Annotated in this window: 20 protein-coding genes and 1 tRNA gene; 8 read left to right on the forward strand and 13 right to left on the reverse strand. The window is 70.3% G+C overall.

The window, feature by feature from the left end; translation table 11 throughout:
- Nucleotides 1-81: 81 nt before the first annotated feature.
- Nucleotides 82-549 carry a RidA family protein gene (locus QNO21_RS10985; protein WP_257514823.1) on the reverse strand — a complete coding sequence of 156 codons (468 nt, stop codon included), beginning with the start codon at nucleotides 547-549 and terminating at the stop codon, nucleotides 82-84.
- Between the two features lie 2 nt (nucleotides 550-551).
- On the reverse strand, nucleotides 552-767 hold the full coding sequence (gene sp36, locus QNO21_RS10990; protein ID WP_257514824.1) for a Sp36 family protein: 216 nt from the start codon (nucleotides 765-767) through the stop codon (nucleotides 552-554).
- 107 nt (nucleotides 768-874) lie between these two features.
- Between sp36 and QNO21_RS10995 the strand changes: the two genes are divergently transcribed.
- The 4 genes from QNO21_RS10995 (at nucleotide 875) to QNO21_RS11010 (ending at nucleotide 5,316) form a co-directional block, all read left to right on the forward strand.
- A complete protein-coding gene (locus QNO21_RS10995; protein ID WP_257517960.1) occupies nucleotides 875-3,430 on the forward strand; it encodes a transglycosylase domain-containing protein in 2,556 nt (851 codons plus the stop codon).
- Nucleotides 3,423-4,355, forward strand: a complete 933-nt coding sequence (locus tag QNO21_RS11000) for a metallophosphoesterase (protein WP_257514826.1) — start codon at nucleotides 3,423-3,425, stop codon at nucleotides 4,353-4,355. Before QNO21_RS10995 ends, QNO21_RS11000 begins: the two co-directional genes overlap by 8 nt.
- Nucleotides 4,356-4,403: 48 nt before the next feature.
- A tRNA-Pro gene (locus tag QNO21_RS11005) sits at nucleotides 4,404-4,480 on the forward strand.
- Nucleotides 4,481-4,548: 68 nt separating this feature from the next.
- The gene (locus tag QNO21_RS11010; protein ID WP_257517961.1) at nucleotides 4,549-5,316 is read left to right on the forward strand and encodes an HAD-IIB family hydrolase; all 768 of its coding nucleotides are present in this window, start codon (nucleotides 4,549-4,551) and stop codon (nucleotides 5,314-5,316) included.
- A gap of 243 nt (nucleotides 5,317-5,559) precedes the next feature.
- Here the strand turns inward: QNO21_RS11010 and QNO21_RS11015 are convergent, their stop codons facing one another.
- The 3 genes from QNO21_RS11015 to QNO21_RS11025 all read right to left on the reverse strand — a co-directional run bounded on the left by QNO21_RS11015 (nucleotide 5,560) and on the right by QNO21_RS11025 (nucleotide 8,245).
- Nucleotides 5,560-6,837: an alpha-hydroxy acid oxidase gene (locus QNO21_RS11015; protein ID WP_257517962.1), complete on the reverse strand. Its 1,278-nt coding sequence runs from the start codon at nucleotides 6,835-6,837 to the stop codon at nucleotides 5,560-5,562.
- A 14-nt stretch (nucleotides 6,838-6,851) separates the two neighbouring features.
- Nucleotides 6,852-7,550 carry a FadR/GntR family transcriptional regulator gene (locus QNO21_RS11020; RefSeq protein ID WP_257517963.1) on the reverse strand — a complete coding sequence of 233 codons (699 nt, stop codon included), beginning with the start codon at nucleotides 7,548-7,550 and terminating at the stop codon, nucleotides 6,852-6,854.
- Between the two features lie 65 nt (nucleotides 7,551-7,615).
- Nucleotides 7,616-8,245 carry a thymidine kinase gene (locus QNO21_RS11025; protein WP_257517964.1) on the reverse strand — a complete coding sequence of 210 codons (630 nt, stop codon included), beginning with the start codon at nucleotides 8,243-8,245 and terminating at the stop codon, nucleotides 7,616-7,618.
- An 89-nt stretch (nucleotides 8,246-8,334) separates the two neighbouring features.
- Here QNO21_RS11025 and QNO21_RS11030 point away from each other — a divergent pair, with 89 nt between their 5' ends.
- Both QNO21_RS11030 and QNO21_RS11035 read left to right on the forward strand, forming a co-directional pair.
- Nucleotides 8,335-8,775: a YciI family protein gene (locus QNO21_RS11030; RefSeq protein ID WP_257517965.1), complete on the forward strand. Its 441-nt coding sequence runs from the start codon at nucleotides 8,335-8,337 to the stop codon at nucleotides 8,773-8,775.
- A gap of 20 nt (nucleotides 8,776-8,795) precedes the next feature.
- Nucleotides 8,796-10,025, forward strand: coding sequence for an RNA polymerase sigma factor (locus tag QNO21_RS11035; RefSeq protein WP_257517966.1), 1,230 nt, complete (start codon nucleotides 8,796-8,798; stop codon nucleotides 10,023-10,025).
- 206 nt (nucleotides 10,026-10,231) lie between these two features.
- Here QNO21_RS11035 and QNO21_RS11040 read toward each other — a convergent pair whose 3' ends face one another.
- The 4 genes from QNO21_RS11040 to QNO21_RS11055 form a co-directional block, all read right to left on the reverse strand.
- Nucleotides 10,232-10,669: a pyrimidine dimer DNA glycosylase/endonuclease V gene (locus QNO21_RS11040; RefSeq protein ID WP_257517967.1), complete on the reverse strand. Its 438-nt coding sequence runs from the start codon at nucleotides 10,667-10,669 to the stop codon at nucleotides 10,232-10,234.
- A 9-nt stretch (nucleotides 10,670-10,678) separates the two neighbouring features.
- The gene (locus QNO21_RS11045; RefSeq protein WP_257517968.1) at nucleotides 10,679-12,151 is read right to left on the reverse strand and encodes a malate:quinone oxidoreductase; all 1,473 of its coding nucleotides are present in this window, start codon (nucleotides 12,149-12,151) and stop codon (nucleotides 10,679-10,681) included.
- Nucleotides 12,152-12,233: 82 nt separating this feature from the next.
- Nucleotides 12,234-13,310: an aspartate-semialdehyde dehydrogenase gene (locus QNO21_RS11050; RefSeq protein WP_257517969.1), complete on the reverse strand. Its 1,077-nt coding sequence runs from the start codon at nucleotides 13,308-13,310 to the stop codon at nucleotides 12,234-12,236.
- Between the two features lie 320 nt (nucleotides 13,311-13,630).
- The gene (locus tag QNO21_RS11055; RefSeq protein WP_257517970.1) at nucleotides 13,631-14,917 is read right to left on the reverse strand and encodes an aspartate kinase; all 1,287 of its coding nucleotides are present in this window, start codon (nucleotides 14,915-14,917) and stop codon (nucleotides 13,631-13,633) included.
- 142 nt (nucleotides 14,918-15,059) lie between these two features.
- On the opposite strand from QNO21_RS11055, the gene QNO21_RS11060 reads away from it, so the two are divergent.
- The gene (locus tag QNO21_RS11060; RefSeq protein ID WP_257517971.1) at nucleotides 15,060-16,457 is read left to right on the forward strand and encodes a threonine/serine exporter family protein; all 1,398 of its coding nucleotides are present in this window, start codon (nucleotides 15,060-15,062) and stop codon (nucleotides 16,455-16,457) included.
- A gap of 37 nt (nucleotides 16,458-16,494) precedes the next feature.
- Here QNO21_RS11060 and recR read toward each other — a convergent pair whose 3' ends face one another.
- Both recR and QNO21_RS11070 read right to left on the reverse strand, forming a co-directional pair.
- Entirely contained in the window at nucleotides 16,495-17,088 is a 594-nt protein-coding gene (recR, locus tag QNO21_RS11065; RefSeq protein WP_257517972.1) for a recombination mediator RecR, read from the reverse strand.
- 3 nt (nucleotides 17,089-17,091) lie between these two features.
- Nucleotides 17,092-19,365 (reverse strand): DNA polymerase III subunit gamma and tau, encoded by a 2,274-nt coding sequence (locus QNO21_RS11070; RefSeq protein WP_257517973.1) that lies wholly within the window; start codon nucleotides 19,363-19,365, stop codon nucleotides 17,092-17,094.
- 109 nt (nucleotides 19,366-19,474) lie between these two features.
- Between QNO21_RS11070 and QNO21_RS11075 the strand changes: the two genes are divergently transcribed.
- Nucleotides 19,475-20,260, forward strand: coding sequence for a hypothetical protein (locus QNO21_RS11075; RefSeq protein ID WP_257517974.1), 786 nt, complete (start codon nucleotides 19,475-19,477; stop codon nucleotides 20,258-20,260).
- Nucleotides 20,261-20,269: 9 nt separating this feature from the next.
- Here QNO21_RS11075 and QNO21_RS11080 read toward each other — a convergent pair whose 3' ends face one another.
- Nucleotides 20,270-22,828 carry a glycoside hydrolase family 65 protein gene (locus tag QNO21_RS11080; protein WP_257517975.1) on the reverse strand — a complete coding sequence of 853 codons (2,559 nt, stop codon included), beginning with the start codon at nucleotides 22,826-22,828 and terminating at the stop codon, nucleotides 20,270-20,272.
- Between the two features lie 48 nt (nucleotides 22,829-22,876).
- Nucleotides 22,877-23,608, reverse strand: coding sequence for an HAD family hydrolase (locus QNO21_RS11085; protein WP_257517976.1), 732 nt, complete (start codon nucleotides 23,606-23,608; stop codon nucleotides 22,877-22,879).
- Between the last annotated feature and the right edge of the window lie 13 nt (nucleotides 23,609-23,621).

A 23,621-nucleotide genomic window follows, 5' to 3' on the forward strand; every position in this document is an offset into this window, starting at 1 on the left:
ACGGTTCGCGAGGAATTGTCCTGTCCCGGGGATTCTGCCTGTTGTCGAAGCACCAGGTGGCGGCTCGGCGGGTGCCCTCGCTCAGACGAGCGTGAAGATGACTTCCACTTCGACCGGGCTGTCCAGCGGCAGCGCCGTCACCCCGACGGCCGAGCGGGCGTGGCGTCCGTCATCGCCGAAGATCTCGCCGAGCACCTCGCTGGCACCGTTGACGACCCCGGGCTGCCCCGTGAACTCCGGGACGGATGCCACGAAGCCGGTCACCTTGAGCACCCCGGCGATGCGGTCCACTCCCCCGACGGCCGCCGCGGCGGCGGCGAGGGCGTTGAGCGCGCACTGCCGCGCGTAGTCGGCGGCGTCGGCGGCGGGGACCAGTCCGTGCCCGTCACCGACCTTGCCTGTTGCGGGCATGGACCCCGCGACCATCGGCAGCTGCCCGGAGGTGTAGACGAGATCGCCGTGCACCTTGGCCGGGATGTACGCGGCGACAGGGGGAACGACGGCGGGAAGTTCGATCCCCAGCTGGGCCAGACGCTCGGAGACGGTCATGATCACTCCTGTTCGAACTGACGGGCGGCCTGCGCCGCGGCGCTCAGTCCCGCGTTGTCGGAACCGCCGCCGGTCGGCCGCTTGAAGTAAGCGACGAGGCCGCCTTCCGGACCGGTCACCACCTGCACGAGCTCCCAGCCCTGCTTGCCCCAGTTGTTCAGGATCGCTGCCGTGTTGTGGATCAGCAAGGGGGTGGTGAGGTATTCCCACGTGGTCATGACGGCTCCCAGTCTCGGATTGCGGGGGGCCTTGCGCCTCTCGCCCGTGGCGCGACGCACGACGTCCTGTCGAGGCTTCCCCCAGGGTTTTGGCTTACGATCACCCTATGCCCCACAAGAAACGGACGACCAGCGGCGTGCTCGGGGGACTCCTGGGCCTGGTCGGGCTCAGCACCGTCGCCGGCATCCTGGTGACCGCCACGGTCACCCCCGCGATCGCCGTCTCGGGCTACGCCGCGAGCAACGCGATCTCGATGTTCGACAACATGCCGAGCTACCTCGAGATCGACCCCCTCATGGAGGCCACCGAGATCTACGCGAAGGGCATGGACGGGTCTCCGCAGCTGCTCGCGCGTTTCTACGACCAGAACCGTGTGCCGCTGGAGTTCGACCAGATCAGCCCGCTCGTCTACGACGCCGTGCTCTCCAGCGAGGACAAGAACTTCTACAAGCACGGCGGCGTGGACCTCGCCGGCACGATGAGCGCGGTGCTCGCGAACGTGAGCGGCACGTCCAGCCGCGGCGGCTCGTCGATCAGCCAGCAGTACGTCAAGAACATCCTCGTGCAGCGCTGCGAAGAGGATGCCACCACCGAAGAAGAGAAGCAGGCCTGCTACTGGGAGGCTACGAACTCCGACATCGGCGAGGGCGGCCTGCAGCGCAAGCTGCAGGAGATGCGCTTCGCCATCCAGCTCGAGAAGACGTATACGAAGGACGAAATCCTTCTCGGTTACCTGAACATCGTCAACTTCGGCGGGCAGAACTACGGCATCGGCGCCGCCGCGAAGTACTACTTCGGAGTGGATGCCGCCAACCTCACGCTCAGCCAGGCGGCGACCCTTGCCGGCATGGTGCAAGAGCCCAACGGGTACCGCATCGACCGGCCCGAGAGCGAGACGAACGGCGCGGCCAACGGCTACGCCAAGACGCTCGACCGGCGCGATTATGTGCTGTGGCGCATGCTCACCGACGGCAAGATCACGCAGGAGGAGTACGACGCGGCCAAGGCCGAGCCGATCACCCCGCAGATCACCCCGACCGATCAGGGATGCCAGATGGCCGGCGGCTCGGCGTATTTCTGCGACTACGTGCGCACGATCGTCGAGAACGACCCGATCTTCGGCGAGACACCTGACGAGCGCAAGGCGAACCTGCGGCGCGGCGGTTACCGCATCCACACGACCCTGGACCTCAACCTGCAGATCGCCGCCGAGCAGGCGCTGTCGATCGTTCCGGCGCACATGGAGGGCATCGAACTCGGCTCGACCGCCGTGCAGATCGAGGTCGGCACCGGACGCGTGCTTTCGATGGCGCAGAACACCCTGTACTCGCAGTCGGCGGCGCAGCTCGAATCCGACCGCTCGTACTCCTCGATCAACTTCAACACGCGCAAAGCCAACGGCGGGTCGAATGGATTCAACGTCGGATCGACCTACAAGGTCTTCACACTGCTCGATTGGCTGGAGAAGGGCCACTCGATCAACGAGGTGCTCAACGGCACCGTGCGCAACTTCAAGATCGACCGCGGCTGCGATGAAGGCATGCAAACTGTCGTCGGTGCCGACATCGGCAACTTCGAGAACTCGCGCGGTTACACCAGCACGCCGTACCAGTTCACCGCCGATTCACTGAACACCGGGTTCTTCGCCATGGCCGAGAAGCTCACCGTGTGCGACGTCAACAAGGTGGCCGACCGGCTGGGCGTGACCCTCGCCGATGGTCACAAGACGTACGAGGCGGATGCCGCGTACCCCGATCTCAACGCCCCCTACTCGATCCTCGGGTCGATGAACATCGCGCCGATCGACATGGCGAACGTCTACGCCACGATCGCCTCCGGCGGCATCTACTGCCAGCCGAGGGCCATCGATGAGATCACCGACTCCGCGGGCAATCCGCTGCCGCTGCCCGAGACCACCTGCTCGCGCGTGCTCGACGAATCGGTGGCGAACACCGCCGCCCACGTCCTGCAGAACGTGCTGGCGTCCGGCTCGGCGACGCCGTCCCGCACGTTCGACGGCACCCCGCTCATCGGCAAGACCGGCATCCACCAGCAGTTCCAGACGTGGATGATCGGAAGCTCGACGAAGGTCGCCAGCGCCACCTGGGTGGGCAACGTCATCGGCGAGTCGCAGCTGAACCGTCTCTGGGCGAACGGCTACCCGCTGTGGCGCATGCGCCACGCGATCTGGCCCGACCTGCAGCGTGCCGCGAACGCCAAGTACGGCGGCGACCAGTTCCCCGGACCCGACTCCAACCTGACGCGGCGTGTCTACGCGGATCTGCCGAATGTGGTCGGCATGACGGTCGAAGAGGCCACATCGGTGATCGAAGACGCCGGCTTCGCGGTGCGCGTCAACGACCCGGTGGACGGCGCCGAGCCCGCCGGCACGATCACCAGTCAGGATCCGGGTGCCGGGCGCGTACCGGGGGGGACGACGGTGGTCCTCACCCCCAGCAACGGCCAGGGCGTCACGGTCCCGACCGTCGCCGGCATGACGATGGAGAAGGCGCGCGACGCGTTGCGCAGCGCCGGCTTCACCGCGATCACGATGTGCCCGGCCGTTGAGGACGAAGACGATCCGCCCACTGTGACGGGCACCGATCCCGCCGCGGGCACCGTGGCCGCGCGCAGCACACCGATCACCCTCAGCTGTGGCTGACCGGCACCGATCGCCCCGCCCCGCCCTCACCGCGCTCGCGGCGGTAGGGGCGGCGGGCGCGGCCGCGGCCGTTTGGGGCTTCGGCATCGAGCGGCACCTGTACACCGTCCGTCGGCACGATCTGGCAGTGCTCCCCCCGGGAGCGAGGCCAGTGCGCATCCTGCACATCTCCGACGCCCACATGGCCCCCTGGCAGCGGCGCAAGCAGCGCTGGATCGCGTCGCTGGCAGCGCTGGAACCTGACCTGGTCGTCAACACCGGCGACAACCTCGGGCACGGTGAGGGTCTGCGCGGCATCCGCGAAGCCCTCGCCCCTTTTGCGGGCGTCCCGGGCGTCTACGTGCACGGATCGAACGATCGCTTCGCACCCGCCCCTCGAAACCCGCTGCGCTACTTCAGCGGGCCGTCCTCGCGCACTCCGAAGGCGACGCGCATCGACACCGACGCCCTGGACCGCTTCCTCGGCGAGGAGCTGGGGTGGGCCGACCTCAACAACGCCGCCGCGCAGCTGCAGGTCGGCGCACTGCGCGTGCGCGCCTACGGCGTGAGCGACGCGCACCGGGACTGGGACGACCTCGACGCCGTGGATGCCGCGCTCGTCGGCATGCCCAAGGCCGACCTCGACCTCGGAGTCACCCACGCCCCGTATCGCCGCGTCCTGGACGACTTCACCGCGCGCGGGGCCGATCTGCTGCTGGCGGGCCACACCCACGGCGGCCAGGTGCGCATCCCCGGATCGCCCGCGGCGCTCGTGGCCAATTGCGACATCCCCCTCCGCCAAGCGCGAGGGCTGAGCGCGTGGACCAGCGGCGGGCGGCGGGTGCCGCTGAACGTCAGCGCGGGCATCGGCCACTCGATCTACGCCCCCGTGCGTTTCGGGTGCCGTCCGGAGGCGACGCTTCTGACCCTGGTGCCGAGAGAGTGACCCGGTTCGGAGCATGGCCTCGCATCGGGTAAGCTAGGGGGGTTGCTCCGGGGTGTGGCGCAGCTTGGTAGCGCGCGTCGTTCGGGACGACGAGGCCGCAGGTTCAAATCCTGTCACCCCGACCACAGAAGGGCTCCACCACCAGGTGGAGCCCTTCGTGTAGAACGACCGCGAGACAGCCAGGAGCCCGCCCATGCCCATCCCCCGCCTGATCGCCTTCGACCTCGACGACACCCTGGCCCCCTCCAAGAGCGCGATCGCACCGCGCATGGGCGAGCTGCTGGTGGCCTTGGCCGAGCGGGTCGAGGTGGCCATCATCTCGGGCGGGCAGCTGCAGCAGTTCCAGGTGCAGGTCGTGGAGAACCTCCCGGCGGCATCCCCGGAGGTGCTGACATCCCTGCACCTCATGCCGACCTGCGGCACTCAGTACTACCGGCTGTCCGACGCCGGCATCGAGACGGTCTACGCGCACCGGCTCACCGACGACGAGAAGGCCCGAGCGCTGGCCGCCGTCGAGCAGGAGGCCCGCCGCCTCGGGCTGTGGGAGAGCGAGACCTGGGGCGACATCCTCGAGGACCGCGGCTCGCAGATCACCTTCTCGGCACTCGGACAGTCCGCTCCCCTGCACGCCAAGGTCGCGTGGGACCCCACCGGTTCGAAGAAGTACGCCCTGCGCGAGGCGGTCGCCGCGCGCATCCCCGACCTCGAGGTGCGCTCGGGCGGGTCGACGTCGGTGGACATCACCCACCGCGGCATCGACAAGGCCTACGGCATGCGTCAGCTGTCAGACCAGACCGGCATCGCGCTGGACGACATGCTGTTCGTGGGCGACCGCCTCGACCCCGACGGCAACGACTACCCCGTGCTCGCCATGGGCGTCACCTGCCACGCTGTCGAGGGGTGGGAGGACACCGCAACGTTCCTGGAGTCCCTCATCCCGACGCTCCCCGTTCGGGTGTAGTTCGTATCGCCTCCCGCAGTGGTCGTTCTTGAGGAGTTGCGGGGGCGGACCGGCCCGGACGCCTCCGGACTGGTCGCGGACGCCTCGAGGCTCGCACCGGTCCAGGCCGCCCAAAGCCGGCCCTGAGCGGTCCGAAGCCAGCTGCAGCCCGCCGTAACTCCTCAGAACCGGCGCGAGGCGCTGCCGGAACGCAAGAACGGCCCCCGTGGGGGCCGTTCTTGAGGAGTTACGACCGGGGCAGGCTCAGCCCTGGGCCGCCACCCGCTGCGGCCGCACCGAGCGGGACTGCTGCCCGATCGGCGTCAGCCGCTGCAGCTGCGTGACGTGCCGCGGCTCGAGCTCCTCGATGCTCGACACGCCGAGGAGGGCCATCGTGCGTTCGATCTCGGTGCGGAGGATCTCGATCGTGCGGTCGACGCCTGCCCTGCCACCGGCCATGAGGCCGTACAGGTAGGCACGGCCGATGAGGGTGAACTTCGCCCCCAGCGCCATCGAGGCCACGATGTCGGCGCCGTTCATGATGCCGGTGTCGATCATCACGGTGGCGTCGTTGCCGACCTCGCGCACGACCTGCGGCAGCAGGTGGAACGGGATCGGGGCACGGTCCAGCTGACGGCCGCCGTGGTTGGACAGGATGATGCCGTCGACGCCCAGGTCGATCAGCCGCTTGCTGTCGGCGACGTTCTGCACGCCCTTGACGACGATCTTGCCGGGCCAGATGCTGCGGATGTACTCGAGGTCGTCGTAGCTGATCGTCGGGTCCATCGCCGCGTTGAGCAGCTCGCCAACGGTACCCCCGGTGGTCGACAGCGACGCGAACTCGAGCTTCGGCGTGGTGAGGAAGTCGATCCACCACCACGGCCGCGGGATCGCGTTGATGATGGTGCCGACCGTCAGCTGCGGCGGGATCGAGAACCCGTTGCGCTTGTCGCGCAGGCGCGCGCCGGCGATGGGGGTGTCGACGGTGAACATGAGGGTGTCGAACCCGGCCGCGGCGGCCCGGGCGACCAGCCCGTACGAGATGTCGCGGTCGCGCATGACGTACAGCTGGAACCAGTTGCGCCCGTGGGGGTTGGTCGCCTTGACGTCTTCGATCGAGGTCGTCCCGAGGGTCGAAAGGGTGAACGGGATGCCGGCGGCGGCCGCGGCACCGGCGCCTGCGGTCTCGCCCTCGGTCTGCATGAGGCGCGTGAAGCCGGTGGGCGCGATGCCGAAAGGCAGCGCCGAGCGGCCTCCGAGGATCTCCACCGACGTGTCGACGTGCTCCGCCGGGCGCAGCACGTCGGGGTGGAACTCGATGTCCTCGAACGCCTGCCGGGCGCGCGCGAGCGACAGCTCGCCCTCGGCCGCGCCGTCGGTGTAGTCGAACGCCGCCTTCGGCGTACGACGCTTGGCGATCTTCTGCAGGTCGCCGATCGTCAGCGCCGCGCCGAGGCGACGCTTGGTGCCGTTGAGTTCGGGCTTTTTGAACTGCATCAGCTCGAGCAGTTCGGTGGGCTTGGGGAGTTGGCGCTTGACCATGCGGGGCCTCTCGATCAGGGGGCGTAGTAGCCGGAGATGTGCTGTGGGATGAGGGCGCGGGCGCGTTCGGCGTCGCCCGCGTCGATGGCTGCGAGGATCTCGTGGTGCTGGTGTCGCAGCCGCGCGGAGGCGGCGTCCCAGTCGGCGACACGGCCGGCGATCTCTGCGGTGTACGACTCGATCGCCGAGCGCAGGCCCGCCATGGTCGCCGCGACGACGCTGTTTCCCGATGCCGCGGCCAGCGCGTAGTGGAACTGGGCGTCCAGGGCCAAGAACTCGTCCGGCGGCAGCGGGGCGGCATCCATCGCCTCGACGGTCTCGCGCACTGCGGACAGATCTGGGTCGGGGGCTTCGGCGAGGGTCGCCACGACCCACTCCTCCACGAACAGACGCGTCGCGACGACATCGTCGATCGGGAAGCCCTGCGCGGCGACCTGCAGACGCAGGAAGGCCGACATGCCCCCGGTGGGCGACGAGATGACGATGGCGCCGGCAGACGGGCCGGAGCCGGTCCCGGTGCGGATGAGCCCCATCACCTCGAGAACGCGCAGTGCCTCGCGGACGCTCGACCGCCCGACGCCCAGCTGCGAGACCAGATCGCGCTCCGAGGGCAGGCGATCACCGGGGCCGAGGCGCCCCTCCAGAAGGTCGGTCTCGATCTTGTCCAGCACGACCTTCCAGGCACGTGCGGGTGGAGCGGTGCTGTCCGTCATCGGCGCGGTCCCCTTCGTCGTGGCCTGACCACAATACGCTGCGTGGTCTGACCAAGCAACCCGGGTCAGCCGTCGAGGCGCCCGCCCGACTCGCGCAGGTAGCACTCCGCGCACATCGACTCGTAGGTCACGCGCTCCCTCGTCAGTTCGTCGATGGCCACCTGGTCACCGTCGAACACGAAGCGTCCACCGACCAGGCGCGCGTTGAACAGCGCCTTGCGTCCGCAGCGGCAGATGGTCTTGAGTTCCTCGAGCGAATGCGCGAGCTCCATGAGCCGCGCCGAGCCGGGAAAGGCGTGGGTGCGGAAGTCGGTGCGGATGCCGTAGGCGAGCACCGGCACCCCCTCGAGCACGACGATGCGCAGCAGGTCGTCGACCTGCTCCCGGGTGAGGAACTGGGCCTCGTCGATGAGCAGGCACGCCACATCTCCCGACACCCCGTCGGCCGGTGCGGCGCCCACCTGCGCGCGATGCGCGCGGAACAGCGTCAGCAGATCGGCATCCGGAGCGATCAGGAAGTCGACGGGACGGGCCATTCCCAGGCGACTGGCGATCTCACCGGCACCCTTGGTGTCGATCTCGGGCTTGGCCAGCAGCACCCGCTGCCCGCGCTCCTCGTAGTTGTAGGCCGCCTGCAGCAGTGCCGTCGACTTGCCGGAGTTCATCGCTCCATAGCGGAAGTACAGTTTGGCCACCCATGGATTCTACGGGGATGTCGATTCCGCTCCGGCCCGCTCGACGCGATAGTAGAGGGCGCAAGCGCCCACCGATGAAGGGAACGGCGATGGCCAAATACATGCTGATCATGCGCAACAGCGGAACTTTCGATGACTTCCGGGACATGGATTTCGAGCAGGTCATGAACGCGATGGGCGCGTACAACGAATCGATGATGAAGGCCGGGGTGCTGCTCGGCGGCGACGGCCTGACGGATGCCGCGCAGGGCGCCGTCGTGGAGTTCACCGCTGACGCGCCGGTGGTCTCCGACGGCCCCTACGGGGAGACGCACGAACTGTTCAACGGGTTCTGGACGATCCAGGCCGCCACGCAGGAGGAGGCGGTCGAATGGGCCAAGCGCGCGCCGCTGGGCCCGGGCGACAAGATCGAGGTGCGTCGCCTTACCGACGACTCCGACTTCGCGGACTATCAGGACAACGAGTACGTGAAGAAGGAGAAGGTCTGGCGCGACGAGCTGGATGCGCGCCGGACCGCCGACGCCTCCTGACCGGCGCCGGCACCGGGGACATGAGCGACCACATCCGCCGCACCGTCGATGCCGTCTGGCGCATCGAGAGCGCGCGCATCGTGGCGACGCTGGCGAAGGTCACCGGCGACGTGGGGCTGGCGGAGGACGTCACCCAGGAGGCCCTGCTCGAGGCGCTGCAGCGGTGGCCGGATGCCGGCGTCCCCCGCAACCCCGGGGCGTGGCTCACCGCCGTCGCAAAGCGGCGGGCGATCGATGCGTGGCGGCGCCGCGGTGCGCTGGACGAGCGGTACCGCGCCCTCGCGCAGGATCTCACCGAGGCCGGGCCCTACGCCGGCGAGCCCATCGACGACGACATGCTGCGCCTGGTGTTCATCGCGTGCCACCCGGTGCTGTCGCGCGAGTCGCAGGTGGCGCTGACCCTGCGTGTGGTCGGCGGGCTGTCGACACAGGAGATCGCGCGCATGCTGCTGGTGCCGGTGCCCACGGTGCAGGCGCGCATCACGCGCGCGAAGAAGACGCTCGCCGCCGCGCGCGTGCCCTTCGAGACCCCCGAGCCCACCGAGTGGCGGCAGCGGCTGGGCGGCGTGCTGGGCACGCTTTACCTCGTCTTCACCGAAGGGTACGCCGCCACGAGCGGCGACCGCTGGATCCGCGAGGAGCTGGCCGGCGAGGCTCTGCGCCTGGCCCGCGTGCTGGCCGGCCTGGTGCCCCGGGAGCCCGAGGCGCACGCCCTGGTGGCGCTCATGGAGCTGCAGTCCTCCCGGTTCGCCGCCCGCACGGCCCCCGACGGCGCCCCCGTGCTGCTGGCCGACCAGGACCGCACCCGGTGGGACCGGGCGCAGATCGTCCGTGGGAAGGCGGCGCTGGCGCGAGCGGATGCCGCCGGCCACGGCCGCGGACCCTACGCGCTGCAGGCGGCGATCGCGCTCTGTCACGCCGTGGCGCCCAGCGTCGCCGCCACCGACTGGGACCGCATCGTGGTGTTGTATGAGGCGCTCGGGCGTCTCTCCCCCAGTCCCGTGGTCGACCTCAACCGCGCCGTCGCGGTCTCGATGGCCACCGGCCCGGCCACCGCGCTGCGGATCGTCGACCGCCTGCAGTCCGAGGGTGCGCTGCAGGGATCACACCTGCTGCCGAGCGTGCGGGGCGAGCTGCTCAGCCGGCTCGGACGGCTGGACGAGGCGCGGTCCGAGCTGCTGACGGCCGCGGCTCTCGCCGCGAACGAGCGCGAGGCGCAGGTGCTGCGGGACAAGGCCGCCGCGCTCTGATCCGGGCGCTCGCGCCGGTCCCCGAACCGGCCCCACCCCCGTTCGGGGCGCGAAAACGTCCCCGAACCCCGCCCCGCCCCCGTTTGGGGCGCGAAAACGTCCCCGAAACCCGCCCCACCACCGTTTCGGGGCGCGAAAACGTCCCCGAAACCCGCGCCACCCCCGTTTGGGGCGCGAAAACGTCCCCGAAGCCGACGCGGCCCGGGTTACGGGCGTTCCCAGCCGGCGATGGGACCCGGCACCACGACGAACGAGGGCGCGGCCGGCGCGGCCTGGCCGGCGGCGTCCGGCAGGCGCTCGAGCCACGCCGGGGCCCGCTCGGCGACCTTGCGCCGCAGGTGCGTCAGTTCGAAGGCCAGCTGCCCGTCGGTCACCGGGATCTCGGGGTTCACGGCATCCGGCCGCGTGATGCGCGACGCGTCGAACCGGTACCCTCGCGCGGTCGCCTCCGTCTGCACCCCGGCGAGGAAGTGCCCGATGGCGTCCACCGGGTCAGCGCAGGCGCGGAAGCGCTCGAGCTGCGGATGCCGGGTGTAGCCCCGCGTGGCGCCACCGAGCACGGCCTGTGCGAGCAGTCCCTCGCGCCAGCAGGCCACGAGCGCCGCATGGTCGAGCACCGCGGGGTGCAATGACCACAGGCGCACGCCGGGCCCTTACGGGTGGATGCCGAGGACCTCGGCCGTGGCCTCCATCGAGGCGCGCGCGACATCCGGTCGGGGGTTGAGGGTCTCGCCGTAGCTGGGGATGAGCTCCCGCAGACGCGGCTCCCACTCGGAGATCCGGTCGGGGAAGCACCTCTTCAGCAGGCCGAGCATGATCGAGGCCGCGGTCGACGCACCCGGCGAAGCGCCGAGGAGCCCGGCGATCGTGCCGTCCTCGGCGGCGATCACCTCCGTGCCGAACTGCAGCACGCCGCCCTTCTCGGGGTCCTTCTTCATGACCTGGGCGCGCTGGCCGGCCTGGATGAGCTCCCAGTCCTCGTCCTTGGCAGTCGGGACGAACTCCCGCAGGCTGTCGACCTTCTTCGCGTGGTTCTTCGCGAGCTCGCCGACGAGGTAGGTGATGAGCGACGGGTTGTCGACGGCGACCTTGAGCATGGGGAGCAGGTTGCCCGGCCGCACCTGGGTGACGATGTCGAGCAGCGACCCGTTCTTGAGGAACTTGGGGCTGAAGGTCGCGAACGGGCCGAAGAGCAGCGACGCCTCGCCGTCGACGACGCGGGTGTCCAGGTGCGGCACCGACATGGGCGGAGCGCCGACGGATGCCTGCGAGTACACCTTCGCCTTGTGCTGGGACACTACGGCGGGGTTGGTGGTCTTGAGGAACTGCCCGCCGATCGGGAAGACGCCGTAGCCCTTGATCTCGGGAATGCCGGAGCGCTGCAGCAGCTTCAGCGCCCAGCCGCCGGCGCCGACGAAGACGAAGCGGGCGTTGACGGTGCCGGGGGTGCGCCCCACGGTGTTGCGGTACGACACGTTCCACGTGCCGTCCTTCTGCTTCTTGAGCTTTCGGACCTCGCAGTTGGTGACGACGTCGACGTCCTGTGTCTGCAGGTGGGCGAACAGCTGGCGCGTGAGAGCGCCGAAATCGATGTCGGTGCCTGCGGGCACCCGGGTGGCGGCGAACGGCTCACCTTTGCGGCGGCGCTGCATGAGCAGGGGCGCCCACTGGTTGATGACGCGGGAGTCCTCGCTGTACTCGATGCCCTCGAACAGCGGCTGACCCTTCAGCACTTCGTAGCGCTTCTTGAGGTACGCCACGTCCTTCTCGCCGCGCACGAACGTCATGTGCGGGGTCGGGTTGATGAACGTCGACGGCTCATCGAGCACGCCGCGCTCGACGAGGGTGGCCCACAGCTGGCGGCTCTGCTGGAACTGCTCGTTGATGCCGACTGCCTTCGCGGGGTCGACCGAGCCGTCCTTGCCCTCGGGCATGTAGTTCAGCTCGCACAGCGCCGCGTGGCCGGTGCCGGCGTTGTTCCACGCGTTGGAGCTCTCGAGGGCGACATCCCCCAGGCGCTCGCAGACGACGATCTTCCAGTCCGGCTGGAGTTCTTTCAGGAGGGTACCCAGGGTGGCGCTCATGATTCCGCCACCGATGAGCACGGCATCGTACGTCTCAGTCACGATGATCCAGTCTAGTCAGCGCAGCCATGCGTCCCGACCGCGCCACGTCGCCCGACGCGCGGAGTCGTAATCGGCGTCAGCGTCAGCGTCCGACGATGGCGCCGAGGCGACCCGCAACGAGCTCGGCGATCTGCACGGCATTGAGGGCCGCACCCTTGCGCAGGTTGTCGTTGCTGATGAAGAGCACGAGACCCTTGCCCTCGGGCGCGGACTGGTCGGCGCGGATGCGTCCGACGAACGCCGGATCCTTGCCCGCCGCCTGCAGCGGGGTCGGCACCTCGTCGAGCTGCACTCCCGGGGCGGATGCCAGCAGCTCGCGCGCCCGCTCGGGCGTGATGTCGCGGGCGAACTCGGCGTGGATCGACAGCGAGTGCCCCGTGAACACCGGCACGCGCACGCAGGTGCCCGCGACGCGCAGGTCGGGCAGCTCGAGGATCTTTCGGCTCTCGTTGCGGAGCTTCTTCTCCTCGTCGGTCTCGCCTTCGCCATCGTCGACGATGGAGCCGGCCAGCGGGATGACGTCGAACGCGATCGGCGCGATGTACTTCTCCGGCTGGGGGAAGTCCACAGCCGAGCCGTCGTGCACCAGGCGCAGGGTGTCGCCCTGGGCCAGCACACCTTCGACCTGGCCCAGCAGCTCTTCGGCGCCGGCGATGCCCGAGCCCGAGACGGCCTGGTAGGTGCTGACGATGAGTCGCTCGAGTCCGGCATCCTCGTGCAGCACCTTCAGCACCGGCATGGCCGCCATCGTGGTGCAGTTGGGGTTGGCGATGATGCCCTTGGGCGGATCGACGACGGCGTGCGGGTTGACCTCGCTGACCACGAGCGGCACCTCGGGGTCCATGCGCCAGGCGCTGGAGTTGTCGATGACCACGGCGCCCGCCTCGGCGAATCGCGGGGCGTGCGCGCGACTGCCGGTGGCGCCGGCAGAGAAGAGGGCGATGTCGATGCCGGCCGGGTTCGCCGTCGCGACGTCCTCGACGATGACGGTGTGACCGCCGAACTCCACGGCGGTGCCGGCCGAGCGGGCGGTTGCCAGCAGGCGCAGCTCGCGGATCGGAAAGGAGCGCTCGGCCAGGATGTCGAGCATGACCGTGCCGACCTGGCCGGTGGCGCCCACGACGGCGACGGAGAGTCCGGTATCGGAGATGCGAGTCATGGCGAGATCCTTGCGGCGGAGCGGAGGGTGCCCGAGCGGGCGGATGCCGCGATTCTACCGGCGCCCTCCCCCGCGCCGGGGCCGTGTGACGACCGTGGGCGCGGTGCGGGGGGCGGTCGGGTGTCACGGGGCCGGGGTGTCACGAGGACAGGCGAACTCCCCGCGACAGGAGGAACCGCCGCGAAACGTCCTGTCCCCGTCAGTTCTCCTGCGGCGGGACGCCGGGACGCCGGGACGCCGGGACGCCGCTTGCCGGTTGCCGGCAAAGCGGATGCCGAAGCGGATGCCGAAGCGGTCAGCGCAGCAGCGCGACCCGCCCGTCAGCGCCCGGTGCCGGCGTGCACGACGGCTTCGGCGTCGCCGTCGAGACCGTATGCGGTGTGCACGACGCGCGCCGCCGCGGCGAGGTCGTCGCCGCGCACCACGACGGAGATGCGGATCTCCGAGGTCGAGATCATCTCGATGTTGATTCCCGCCGTGCTGAGCGCCTCGAAGAGCGTCGCCGAGACACCCGAGTGGGTGCGCATGCCGGCGCCGACGACCGAGAGCTTTCCGATCTGGTCGTCGTGCACGAGACCCTCGAACCCGATGTCGCCCTGGCGCGCCGAGAGCGCGCGCAGCGCGGTGGCGGCGTCGCTCTTGGGAAGGGTGAAGGAGATGTCGGTGCGGCCGGTCGTGGCCGCAGAGACGTTCTGCACGATCATGTCGACGTTGGCGCCGGACTGCGCGATGACGGTGAAGATCTCCGCCGCCTTGCCTGGCACATCGGGGACGCCCGTGACGGTGACCTTGGCCTGACCCAGGTCGGTCGCGACTCCCGCGACGATCGGCTCTTCCATCTCTGCTCCTTCTTCGCTGTCGGGCGCGCTCATGCCGGGGGCCAGCACGTACGTGCCGACTCCCGACGAGAACGTCGACCGGGCGTGGATCATGACACCGTGACGGCGGGCGTATTCGACCGCGCGGATGTAGAGCACCTTGGCGCCGTTGGCGGCCATCTCGAGCATCTCTTCGCTGCTGACGACGGCGAGCTTGCGGGCCTTGGGGACGACGCGGGGGTCAGCGGTGAAGACGCCGTCGACGTCGCTGTAGATCTCGCACACGTCGGCGTCGAGGGCGGCGGCCAGGGCGACGGCGGTGGTGTCCGAGCCGCCGCGACCGAGGGTGGTGATGTCGCGGGTGTCGCGGTTGAAGCCCTGGAACCCGGCGACGATGACGATGGCGCCCTCGTCGAGCGCCTCGCGCAGACGCACCGGGGTGACATCGACGATGCGCGCCGCGCCGTGGGTGGCGTCGGTGATCATGCCGGCCTGGCTGCCCGTGAAGGAGCGCGCCTCGAATCCCATGGAGTGGATCGCCATCGCCAGCAGCGCCATCGAGATGCGCTCACCGCTGGAAAGCAGCATGTCGAGTTCGCGCGGCGCGGGGATGGGGGCGACTTCGTGGGCGAGGTCGAGGAGCTCGTCGGTGGTGTCACCCATCGCACTGACCGCCACGACGACTTCGTGTCCGGCACGGCGGGCGTCGACGATGCGCTTGGCGACGCGCTTGATGCTCTCAGCGTCGGCGACCGACGAGCCGCCGTACTTCTGCACGATCAACGCCATAGGTACTCCCAGGATCGTGGGCGGATGCCGCACCCAACCGCCCATTCTACAAAGCGCGGCATTGCGCCTCTGCCATGTGACGAGGCCACCTCCTGCGGTGGGTACGATCGAAGGGCAGCACAGGCACGAAGGCAGGCGGACGATGCAGCAACGGCGTCAGCGCCTGGCCAGGTCTCTGGGCACCCTCATGCGCGGGACCGAGTCCTCCCCCGCTCTGACCGAGGCGCTCCCGATCATCGATGACGCGATCGCTGCGCGCATGCTCGACCTCGCGGTGCGCATCGGCGAGACCATGCTCGTCGCCGGTGCCGGCGCGAGCGAGGTGGCACTGACGATCGTGCGGGTCTCCGGCGCCTACGGTCTCAAGCCGGTGCACGTGGACATCACGTACAACTCCATCACCGTCGCCCACCACCGCAGCGACGCCGCGCGCCCCATCACGCTGCTGCGGGTCGTGCGGGGACCCGCGCCCGATCACGAGAGGCTGCAGCGTCTGCAGGGGCTCGTCGCCGACATCTGCGCGGGAATGACGCTGGATGCCGCTGCGACGGAGTTCCGCGCCATCCGGCGCGCTCCGTTCCGGTATCGGCCTGCCATCGTGATCGCAGCTCAGGCCCTCCTCGCCGTGGGCGTGGCGGTGATGTTCGGCGGCAACTGGCTGGTGATCGCACTCGCCTTCATCGCCGCCGCTCTGGCCGCGTTCACCCAGTTCGGCCTGGCCAAGGCGCAGGTGCCGTTCTTCTTCAGCCAGATCGCCGGCGCATTCGTGCTGACGATGGTCGCCGCTCTCAGCCCGCTCCTGGCAGCGACGGGGTGGGAGGAGGCGGAATCGATCCGCCCCTCGGTGATCGTCGCGTCCGGCATCGTGCTGATGCTCGCCGGGCTCACCGTCGTCGGGGCGGCGCAGGATGCCATCGACGGCTTCGCCCTCACGGCGACGGGGCGCATCCTCGAACTGACGACGCAGACGCTGGGCGTGGTGCTCGGCATCCTCGCCGGGCTCGAGACGGCGCGGGTGGTCGGGCTGGGCATGGAGCCCCCGAGCGATGCGGTGCCCCTCGGCCCCGTCCCCCTGCAGTTCCTCGGCGCGGCGCTCATCGCCGTCGCCGTGGCGGTGTTCAACGGGGCCGGCGCCCGCATCATCGTCATCAGCACGCTGCTGAGCACGGTGGCCTGGTTCGGCTTTCTCGCGGCCTCGGCCGTCGGCTTCGATGCGGCGGCGGCCAGCGGCGTCGGCGCGTTCGGCGGGAGCCTCTTGGGCGTCGTCGTGGCCTACCGGCTGCACGTGCCCTCGGTGGCGATCACGACCGCAGCGATCCTGCCCCTCGTGCCCGGTGCGGCGGTGTTCCGCGGGCTGCTGTCGGTCGTGGAGTCGGGGTCCGACCCCGCGGTACTCCTTACCGGCTTCGGCACGCTCGCCGCGGCCGCAACAGTCGGCATCAGCCTCGCCGTCGGCGCGTCACTGGGCATCTACCTCGGGCAGCCGCTGCGCGCGTCGCTGACCGGCGTCGCCCGTGCGCGGGCGCGACTGCGCCGCTGACCTCGCGTTTCAGCAACCGCGGCGCGAGCGGGCGCGCTCAGACCGAACGGCGCCCCTCGAACGCCCGGCCGAGGGTGACCTCGTCGGCGTACTCCAGGTCGCCGCCGACCGGAAGACCCGATGCCAGCCGGGTCACGCTGATCTCCAGCGAACGCAGCAGCCGGCTCAGGTAGGTGGCCGTCGCCTCACCCTCGAGGTTGGGGTTCGTGGCGAGGATCACTTCCTGCACGGTGCCGTCGGCCAGGCGCTGCATGAGCTGCGTGATGCGCAGGTCGTCGGGGCCGACGCCGGCGATGGGGCTGATCGCCCCGCCGAGCACGTGGTACAGCCCCCGGAACTCGCGGGTGCGCTCGATGGCCGAGACGTCCTTGGCATCTTCGACGACGCAGATGAAGGCCGGGTCGCGCCGCGGGTCGCGGCAGATGCCGCAGCGGTCCTGCTCCGAGACGTTGCCGCAGATCTCGCAGAAGCGCACCTTGTCGCGGATGTCGGTCAGCAGCACGGCGAGGCGGGCGACGTCGAAGTTCGGGGTCTGCAGGATGTGGAACGTGATGCGCTGCGCCGACTTGGGGCCGATGCCCGGAAGGCGCCCGAACTCGTCGATCAGATCCTGGACGATGCCGTCGTACATGGCTTAGTTGAACCTCGTCGGCGGGGTGTAGGGCTCTTCGCGCACGAAGGTGGCGCCGAGCATCTGGCGGACGACGGGCTCGCCGTAGCGCTCCACTCCCCCGCGCGTTGCGATGGGCCGGCTCGTGACCACGACCGGCGGCACACGCACGTCGACGGGGACGTCCGGCACCTCGTCGGCCTCGCTCTCGTCGGTCTGCGCCGAGGGCGCGACGGCGTCCGCCGGCAGTACGTCTCCCTCGCGCGCCGGAGCGAGCGTCGCCACACGCATGCGCGCACCGGCGACGTCTTCGGGCTCGTCGTCGACGGCCAGCTGTGCCGGCGGCGCAGCCATCGTGGGGTCGTCGGACGGGATCGGCGCGACCGCCCACTGGGTGACGGGGGCTGCCGCGGCGGGCGATGAGCCTGCCGGTGCCGGTGTACGCACGCCGGGGCCCGATGGCTGACCGCCGCCTGCGGGCGCACCGCCGGGCGCCGGACCCGTCGGCGGTGGGGTCACGGGCGCAGGCCCGGCCGGGGCCGCACCGGCGGGCGGCGGCGTGGGGTCGGTGTCGTGGCGGGCGATGTACTTCACGCGGATGCCGAGCACCTGCTGGATCACGCCGCGGAGGTCTTCGCTCGGGCCTTGCCCGGCCTGCAGCTTCTTGAACGCGGCGACGTCTGCCTGGCTCTGGAAAACCAGCGTCAGCACGTCGTCGTCGAACGCGGCCACGCGGGCGACCGTCGCGAGGAGCCACGAGGTGCGGCTGACGCCTTCGAGCCGCTTGAGGATCTCAGGCCAGGCGTCGCGCACATGGGCGAAGGTGATGGGGCCGTCCGGCACGATCGGCTCCGCCGCAGGCTCCGGCGCGGCCGGTGCCGAGGCGGCCGGAGCGGATGCCATCGCCCCCTGTCCCGCGTCCGCGGGGTCGGTGCCAGGAGCAGCCGTGTCGCTGGGAGCGCTCGGGCGCGCGTCGGTCGTGGCCGCGGGAGCCGGCGCGGAAACGGCGGCGCCGGGCTGGGCGGCGGGCGCGGCGACGGGCGCGGGTGCGGGCGCGGCGACGGGCGCGGGTGCCGGAGCGGCATCCCTCGTCGCAGACGGAACGATCGGGGTCGCCGCGGACGGCATCGCGGCCGGCGCTGCGGGTGCGGCACCGGCCTGCACAGCCGGCTGCGTCGCGGGCGAGGTCTGCGCGAGCACGCGCGCCACCATGAGTTCCAGCTGCAGGCGCGGGGAGGTCGCGCCGGTCATGTCGTCGAGGGCCGTCACGACCAGGTCGGCCGTGCGCGAGAGGCGCTCGGTGCCGAAGACCACCGCTTGGCGGCCCATGCGCTCGAGTTCGTCCTCTGGAACGCCCCGGAGCACCGCCGCGGCACCGTCGCCGGTGGCGGCGACGATGATGAGGTCACGCAGCCGTTCGAGCAGGTCGTCGACGAAGCGGCGCGGGTCCTGACCGGTCTGCACGACCCGGTCGACCGCGGCGAAGGCGCCCGCGGCATCCCCCGAGCCGAAGGCCTCGACGACCTCGTCGAGCAGCTCGGCGTGGGTGTAGCCGAGGAGCGAAACCGCGCGCTCGTACTTCACGCGCACCGCGCCACCCTCTGCGACGTCGGAGCCGGCGATCAGCTGGTCGAGCAGCGACAGCGTGTCGCGCGGCGATCCGCCGCCGGCGCGGACCACGAGCGGCAGCACACCGGTCTCGACCTCGACGCCCTCTTGCGTGCACAGCTCCTGCACGTACTCGAGCATCGCCGCCGGCGGCACGAGCCGGAACGGATAGTGGTGCGTGCGCGAGCGGATGGTGCCGATGACCTTCTCGGGCTCGGTGGTGGCGAAGATGAACTTGACGTGGTCGGGCGGCTCTTCGACGAGCTTCAGCAGGGCGTTGAAGCCCTGCGAGCTGACCATGTGCGCCTCGTCGAGGATGAAGATCTTGAACCGGTCGCGGGCAGGAGCGAAGATCGCCCGCTCGCGCAGGTCGCGGGCGTCGTCGACGCCGTTGTGGGATGCCGCGTCGATCTCGACCACGTCGAGCGATCCGCCGCCGTTGCGCCCCAATTCGACGCAGCTGGGGCAGGTGCCGCAGGGGGTGTCGGTGGGACCCTGGGCGCAGTTCAGGCAGCGGGCCAGGATGCGCGCAGAGGTCGTCTTGCCGCACCCGCGCGGACCGGAGAACAGATAGGCGTGCCCTACACGGTCACCGCGCAGCGCCGTCATGAGCGGGTCGGTGACTTGGGACTGGCCGATCATCTCGCCGAACGCCTCGGGACGGTAGCGGCGGTAGAGAGCGGTGGTCACACCACTAGCCTACGGCGTGCCTGAGACATCCCGTCGGGCGGGTTCGCAGGCGCGGCTCCGCGGGAGACCAGGCCTGTCGCGTGTCGGCACTGTGCGGGAGACTGCCCGTATGGCCACCAGCCCGGCAGCCGCCACCCTGCGGCGCATCGCGACCGTGGTCGTCGCGGCGGCGGTGGCGGCATCCGTGCTCGGCGGATGCGGCCCGCGCATGGGCGATCCCCTCACCCCGCCCCCGCCCCCGTCGTCGACGGCCACACCGGCGCCGAGTTCGAGCCCCTCCCCGAGCCCGTCCGGCTCCCCCACTCCCACCGGCCCAGCGCCGGCGCCCGACGCGACCATCCCCGAGCGCCCCGAAGACGCCGACGCAACCGAGCGCGGCCCGAGCGACGGACCCGGCGACGGCGACGGCGAGCCACCAGCCGGGGCCGCGCCCAGCCAGGCGTGCCCCGACGACCTGACCGCGTGGATCGTCGACGAGTCGGCGCTCGTAGCCGACGCCCACATCGCCACGCCGGCGCCCAGCGATCCCTCCGTCGACTTCGGCGGGCTCAGCGCACCGGGCTGCGCGTTCGCCGGCACGACCCGCACGTTCACCGACGTCCAAGAGGTGCAGGCCACTTCCGACGTGCGGGTGTGGGTGTTCACCGATGCCGCGACGGCGGCCGGGCACGCCGACGCTGCCCTCGCCCTTCTGACGGCGGCCGGCTACACCGTCTTGGACCGTCGCGGTGGCAGCGACCCCCTCACGCATCTGCTGCGCGGGGTGGGTCCGGCGGTGCTCGATCAGGCGGTCGTGCAGACCTGGGGCGCGGACGCGACCGTGAGCCGGGTCGGTGCCGAGCCCGGGCAGGTGGTCGTCGCGGTCGGCGTCGTCACCTTCGCCGAACTCGACTGACGTCCGCGCTCAGCTGTCGACGCCCACCTGTGCGTCCTCGCCCTGCAGCAGGTCTTCGTCCGAGATGACCGGGATCGAGCTCGTGAGGGTCGGGATCGACGCCGAGAGATACGTGCCGTCGTCGCGCCGCGCATCCTCGATCTCGCTGAGCGAGGGCCGACCGGGTCGCCGCGGCCCCTGGCCCCGCAGCGGCACGACGAGGGTCTCTTCGCCGGCGATGACGTAGCCGGTCCCGCGCACCGACAGCACGATGGGACCGCCCGGCCCCGACTCGAACGTGATCGAATCCGCGGTGACGGTGATGTCCAGCCGCGTCCCGTGCCACTGCAGCGAGTACGACAGCGACGGCCAGTCGGCCGGCAGACGCGGGTCGAACGACAGGTCGCCGAAGTGGTCGCGCATACCGCCGAAGCCCGAGACGAGAGCCGTCCACACCCCGCCGGCGGACGCCACATGCACGCCGTCGGATGCGTTGTGGTGCAGGTCTCCGAGATCCACGTAGATCGACTCGTGGAAGTACTCCAGGGCGAGGTCCTGGTACCCCACCTCCGCTGCGAGGATCGCCTGCACGACCGCCGACAGCGTCGAATCGCCCGTCGTGAGCGGGTCGTAGTAGTTGAAGTCGGCGAGCTTCTCCTCGTCGGTGAAGTGGTTGCCCTGCAGGAAGAGCGCCAGCACCACGTCGGCCTGCTTGAGCACCTGGTAGCGGTAGATCACCAGCGGGTGGAAGTGCAGCAGCAGCGGCCGCCGCTCCGGCGGGGTGTTCTCCAGGTCCCACACTTCCTTCTCGAGGAAGACGTGGTCCTGCGGGTGGATGCCGAGGGCCTCGCTGAACGGGATGTGCATGGCATCCGCAGCACGGTCCCACGACTCCGCCTCGCCGGGCTCGATGCCGAGCCGGTCCATCGCGCGGCGGTACTCCTCCGGCGCGTCCTGTTCCATCTCCCGCACGGTTCGCGCGGCGAAGCGCAGGTTGAACCGCGCCATCACGTTGGTGAACAGGTTGTCGTTGACGACGGTGGTGTACTCGTCGGGACCGGTGACGCCGTGGATGTGGAACGAGTCGCCGTCTCCGTCATCGTCGTCGTCGTGGATGCCGTCGCTCGTGCGCCAGAATCCGAGCGTCGCCCACAGTCGCGCGGTCTCCACGGCGATGTCGATGCCCTCGGTGTAGAGGAAGTCCACGTCGCCGGTGGCACGCACGTACTTCGCCAGGGCGAAGCAGACGTCGGCGTTGATGTGGTACTGCGCGGTGCCGGCGGCGTAGTAGGCCGAGGCCTCTTCGCCGTTGATCGTGCGCCACGGGTAGAGCGCGCCCGCCTCGTTGAGCTGAGCTGCGCGCTTGCGGGCGGCGGGCAGCATGAGGTACCGCATGCGCAGGGTGTTCCGGGCCCACAGCGGCGTCGTGTACGCCAGGAACGGCAGCACGTAGATCTCGGTGTCCCAGAAATAGTGGCCGCTGTACCCGGAGCCGGTCACGCCCTTGGCGGGAACGCCCCGGCCGTCGGCACGGGCCGCAGCCTGGGCCAGCTGGTACAGGCACCAGCGGGTCGCCTGCTGCAGGTCGTCGTGGCCGCCGATCCGCACGTCGGAGCGATCCCAGAATCCGTCGAGCCAGGCGCGCTGGCGCTCGAACAGCACGTCGACGCCCCCGCTCTGTGCGCGGTCGAGTGTGCGACGGCAGCGGTCGACGAGCTCCCGCGCGGGTACGCCCCGCGACGTGTGGTACGCCACGACCTTGGTGACGGTGATCGGCACGCCGGCCTTGGCCTGCACCCGGTACAGGTTCTTGGCGATGTCGGGCTCGATGAGCCCGCGCATGTCGTACTCGTTGTCGGTCTCGATGAAGTGGTCGGCGACGACGGCCAGCGTCATGCCCGACTCGGCGACGCGGTACGACAGCGCGGCGCGCGACCCGTCCTGCCAATAGTCCTGCGGCTGCAGCACGCGCTCGTGCATGCGCTCCGCCTTGCGCGGGTCGAACGTGGCGCGCGAGCGGCGGGATGCCACCGCGGTTCCGCCGTAGACGTCCTCGCCGTCCTGGCGGTTCACCAGCTGGCAGTTGATCGTCACGGGCGCGTCGGAGTTGAGCACCGTGACGGTGAGGCGCATGACCGAGAGGTGCTTCTCCTCGAACGACACCATGCGCTCGAAGTCGATCTGCACCTCCTTGCCGCTGGGGGTCACCCACAGCAGGTGACGGCGCAGCACGCCGTCGCGCATGTCGAGCACCCGCTCGTAGTCCCGCACCTCGGCGATGTCCAGCGACAGCGGCTCGTCCTCGACGTAGACGCGCATGACCTTCGCGTCAGGGGCGTTGATGATCGTCTGCCCGACCTCGGCGAAGCCGTAGGCCTGCTCGGCGTGGCGGATCGGGAACGTCTCGTGGAAGCCGTTGATGAACGTGCCGTGCTCGTGCCCGTGCAGGCCCTCGGGCTGATTCCCCCGCATGCCGAGGTAGCCGTTGCCGAGCGCGAAGAGCGTCTCGGTCACGCCGACGTCCTCCAGCGTGAAGTTCTTCTCCACGAGCCGCCAAGGGTCGACGGGGAAGCGATCACGGTCGATCATGCGGGGGCCTTCCAAGGGTGTTCGGGGGGGTGCCGGTCGGGTGGCTGGTCAGTCGAGGAATTCTTCGAGATCGTCGACGACGAGGTCGGCGCCGGCATCGCGCAGCACCTGCGCGCCGACGCCGCGGTCGACGCCGACGACGAGGCCGAATCCGGCCGCGGCGGCTGACTGCACTCCGCTGTGCGCGTCTTCGACCGCGACGGAGCGGGCGGGATCGACCCCCAGCATGCGCGCGCCGGCGAGGAAGACGTCGGGGGCGGGCTTGCTCGGAAGGTGCTGGCGCTCGGCGACGACGCCGTCCATGATCACAGGGAACCGGTCGATGAGACCGGCGACGGTGAGCACTTCGCGGGCGTTCTTGGAGCTCGACACCACGCCGACGGGCGTGCCGGCCGCTTGCAGCTTCTCGAGCAGGCGCAGCGACCCGGGGTACGGCGCGATGCCTTCGCTGCGCAGCACCCGTTCGAAGACGAGGTTCTTGCGGTTGCCGATCCCGCAGACGGTGTCGAGGGCCGGATCGTCGCTCGGGTCGCCCCACGGCACCTCGACGTCGCGGCTGCGCAGCAGGCTCGCGACACCGTCGTAGCGCTTCTTGCCGTCGAGGTGGAGGAAGTAGTCCTGCTCGGTGTACGGCGGCGTGATGCCCCACGCCGTGAACAGCTCGGTGAACATCGTCTGCCACGCGTGCATGTGCACTTCGGCGGTGGGGGTGAGCACGCCGTCGAGGTCGAAGAGCACGCCGTCGTAGGCCGTCAGGTCAGGCAGAGTTCGGGTGTTCACGTGGCCAGCGTAG

The organism is Microbacterium sp. zg-Y818 (assembly GCF_030246905.1).
In the GTDB taxonomy this organism is placed as follows: domain Bacteria; phylum Actinomycetota; class Actinomycetes; order Actinomycetales; family Microbacteriaceae; genus Microbacterium.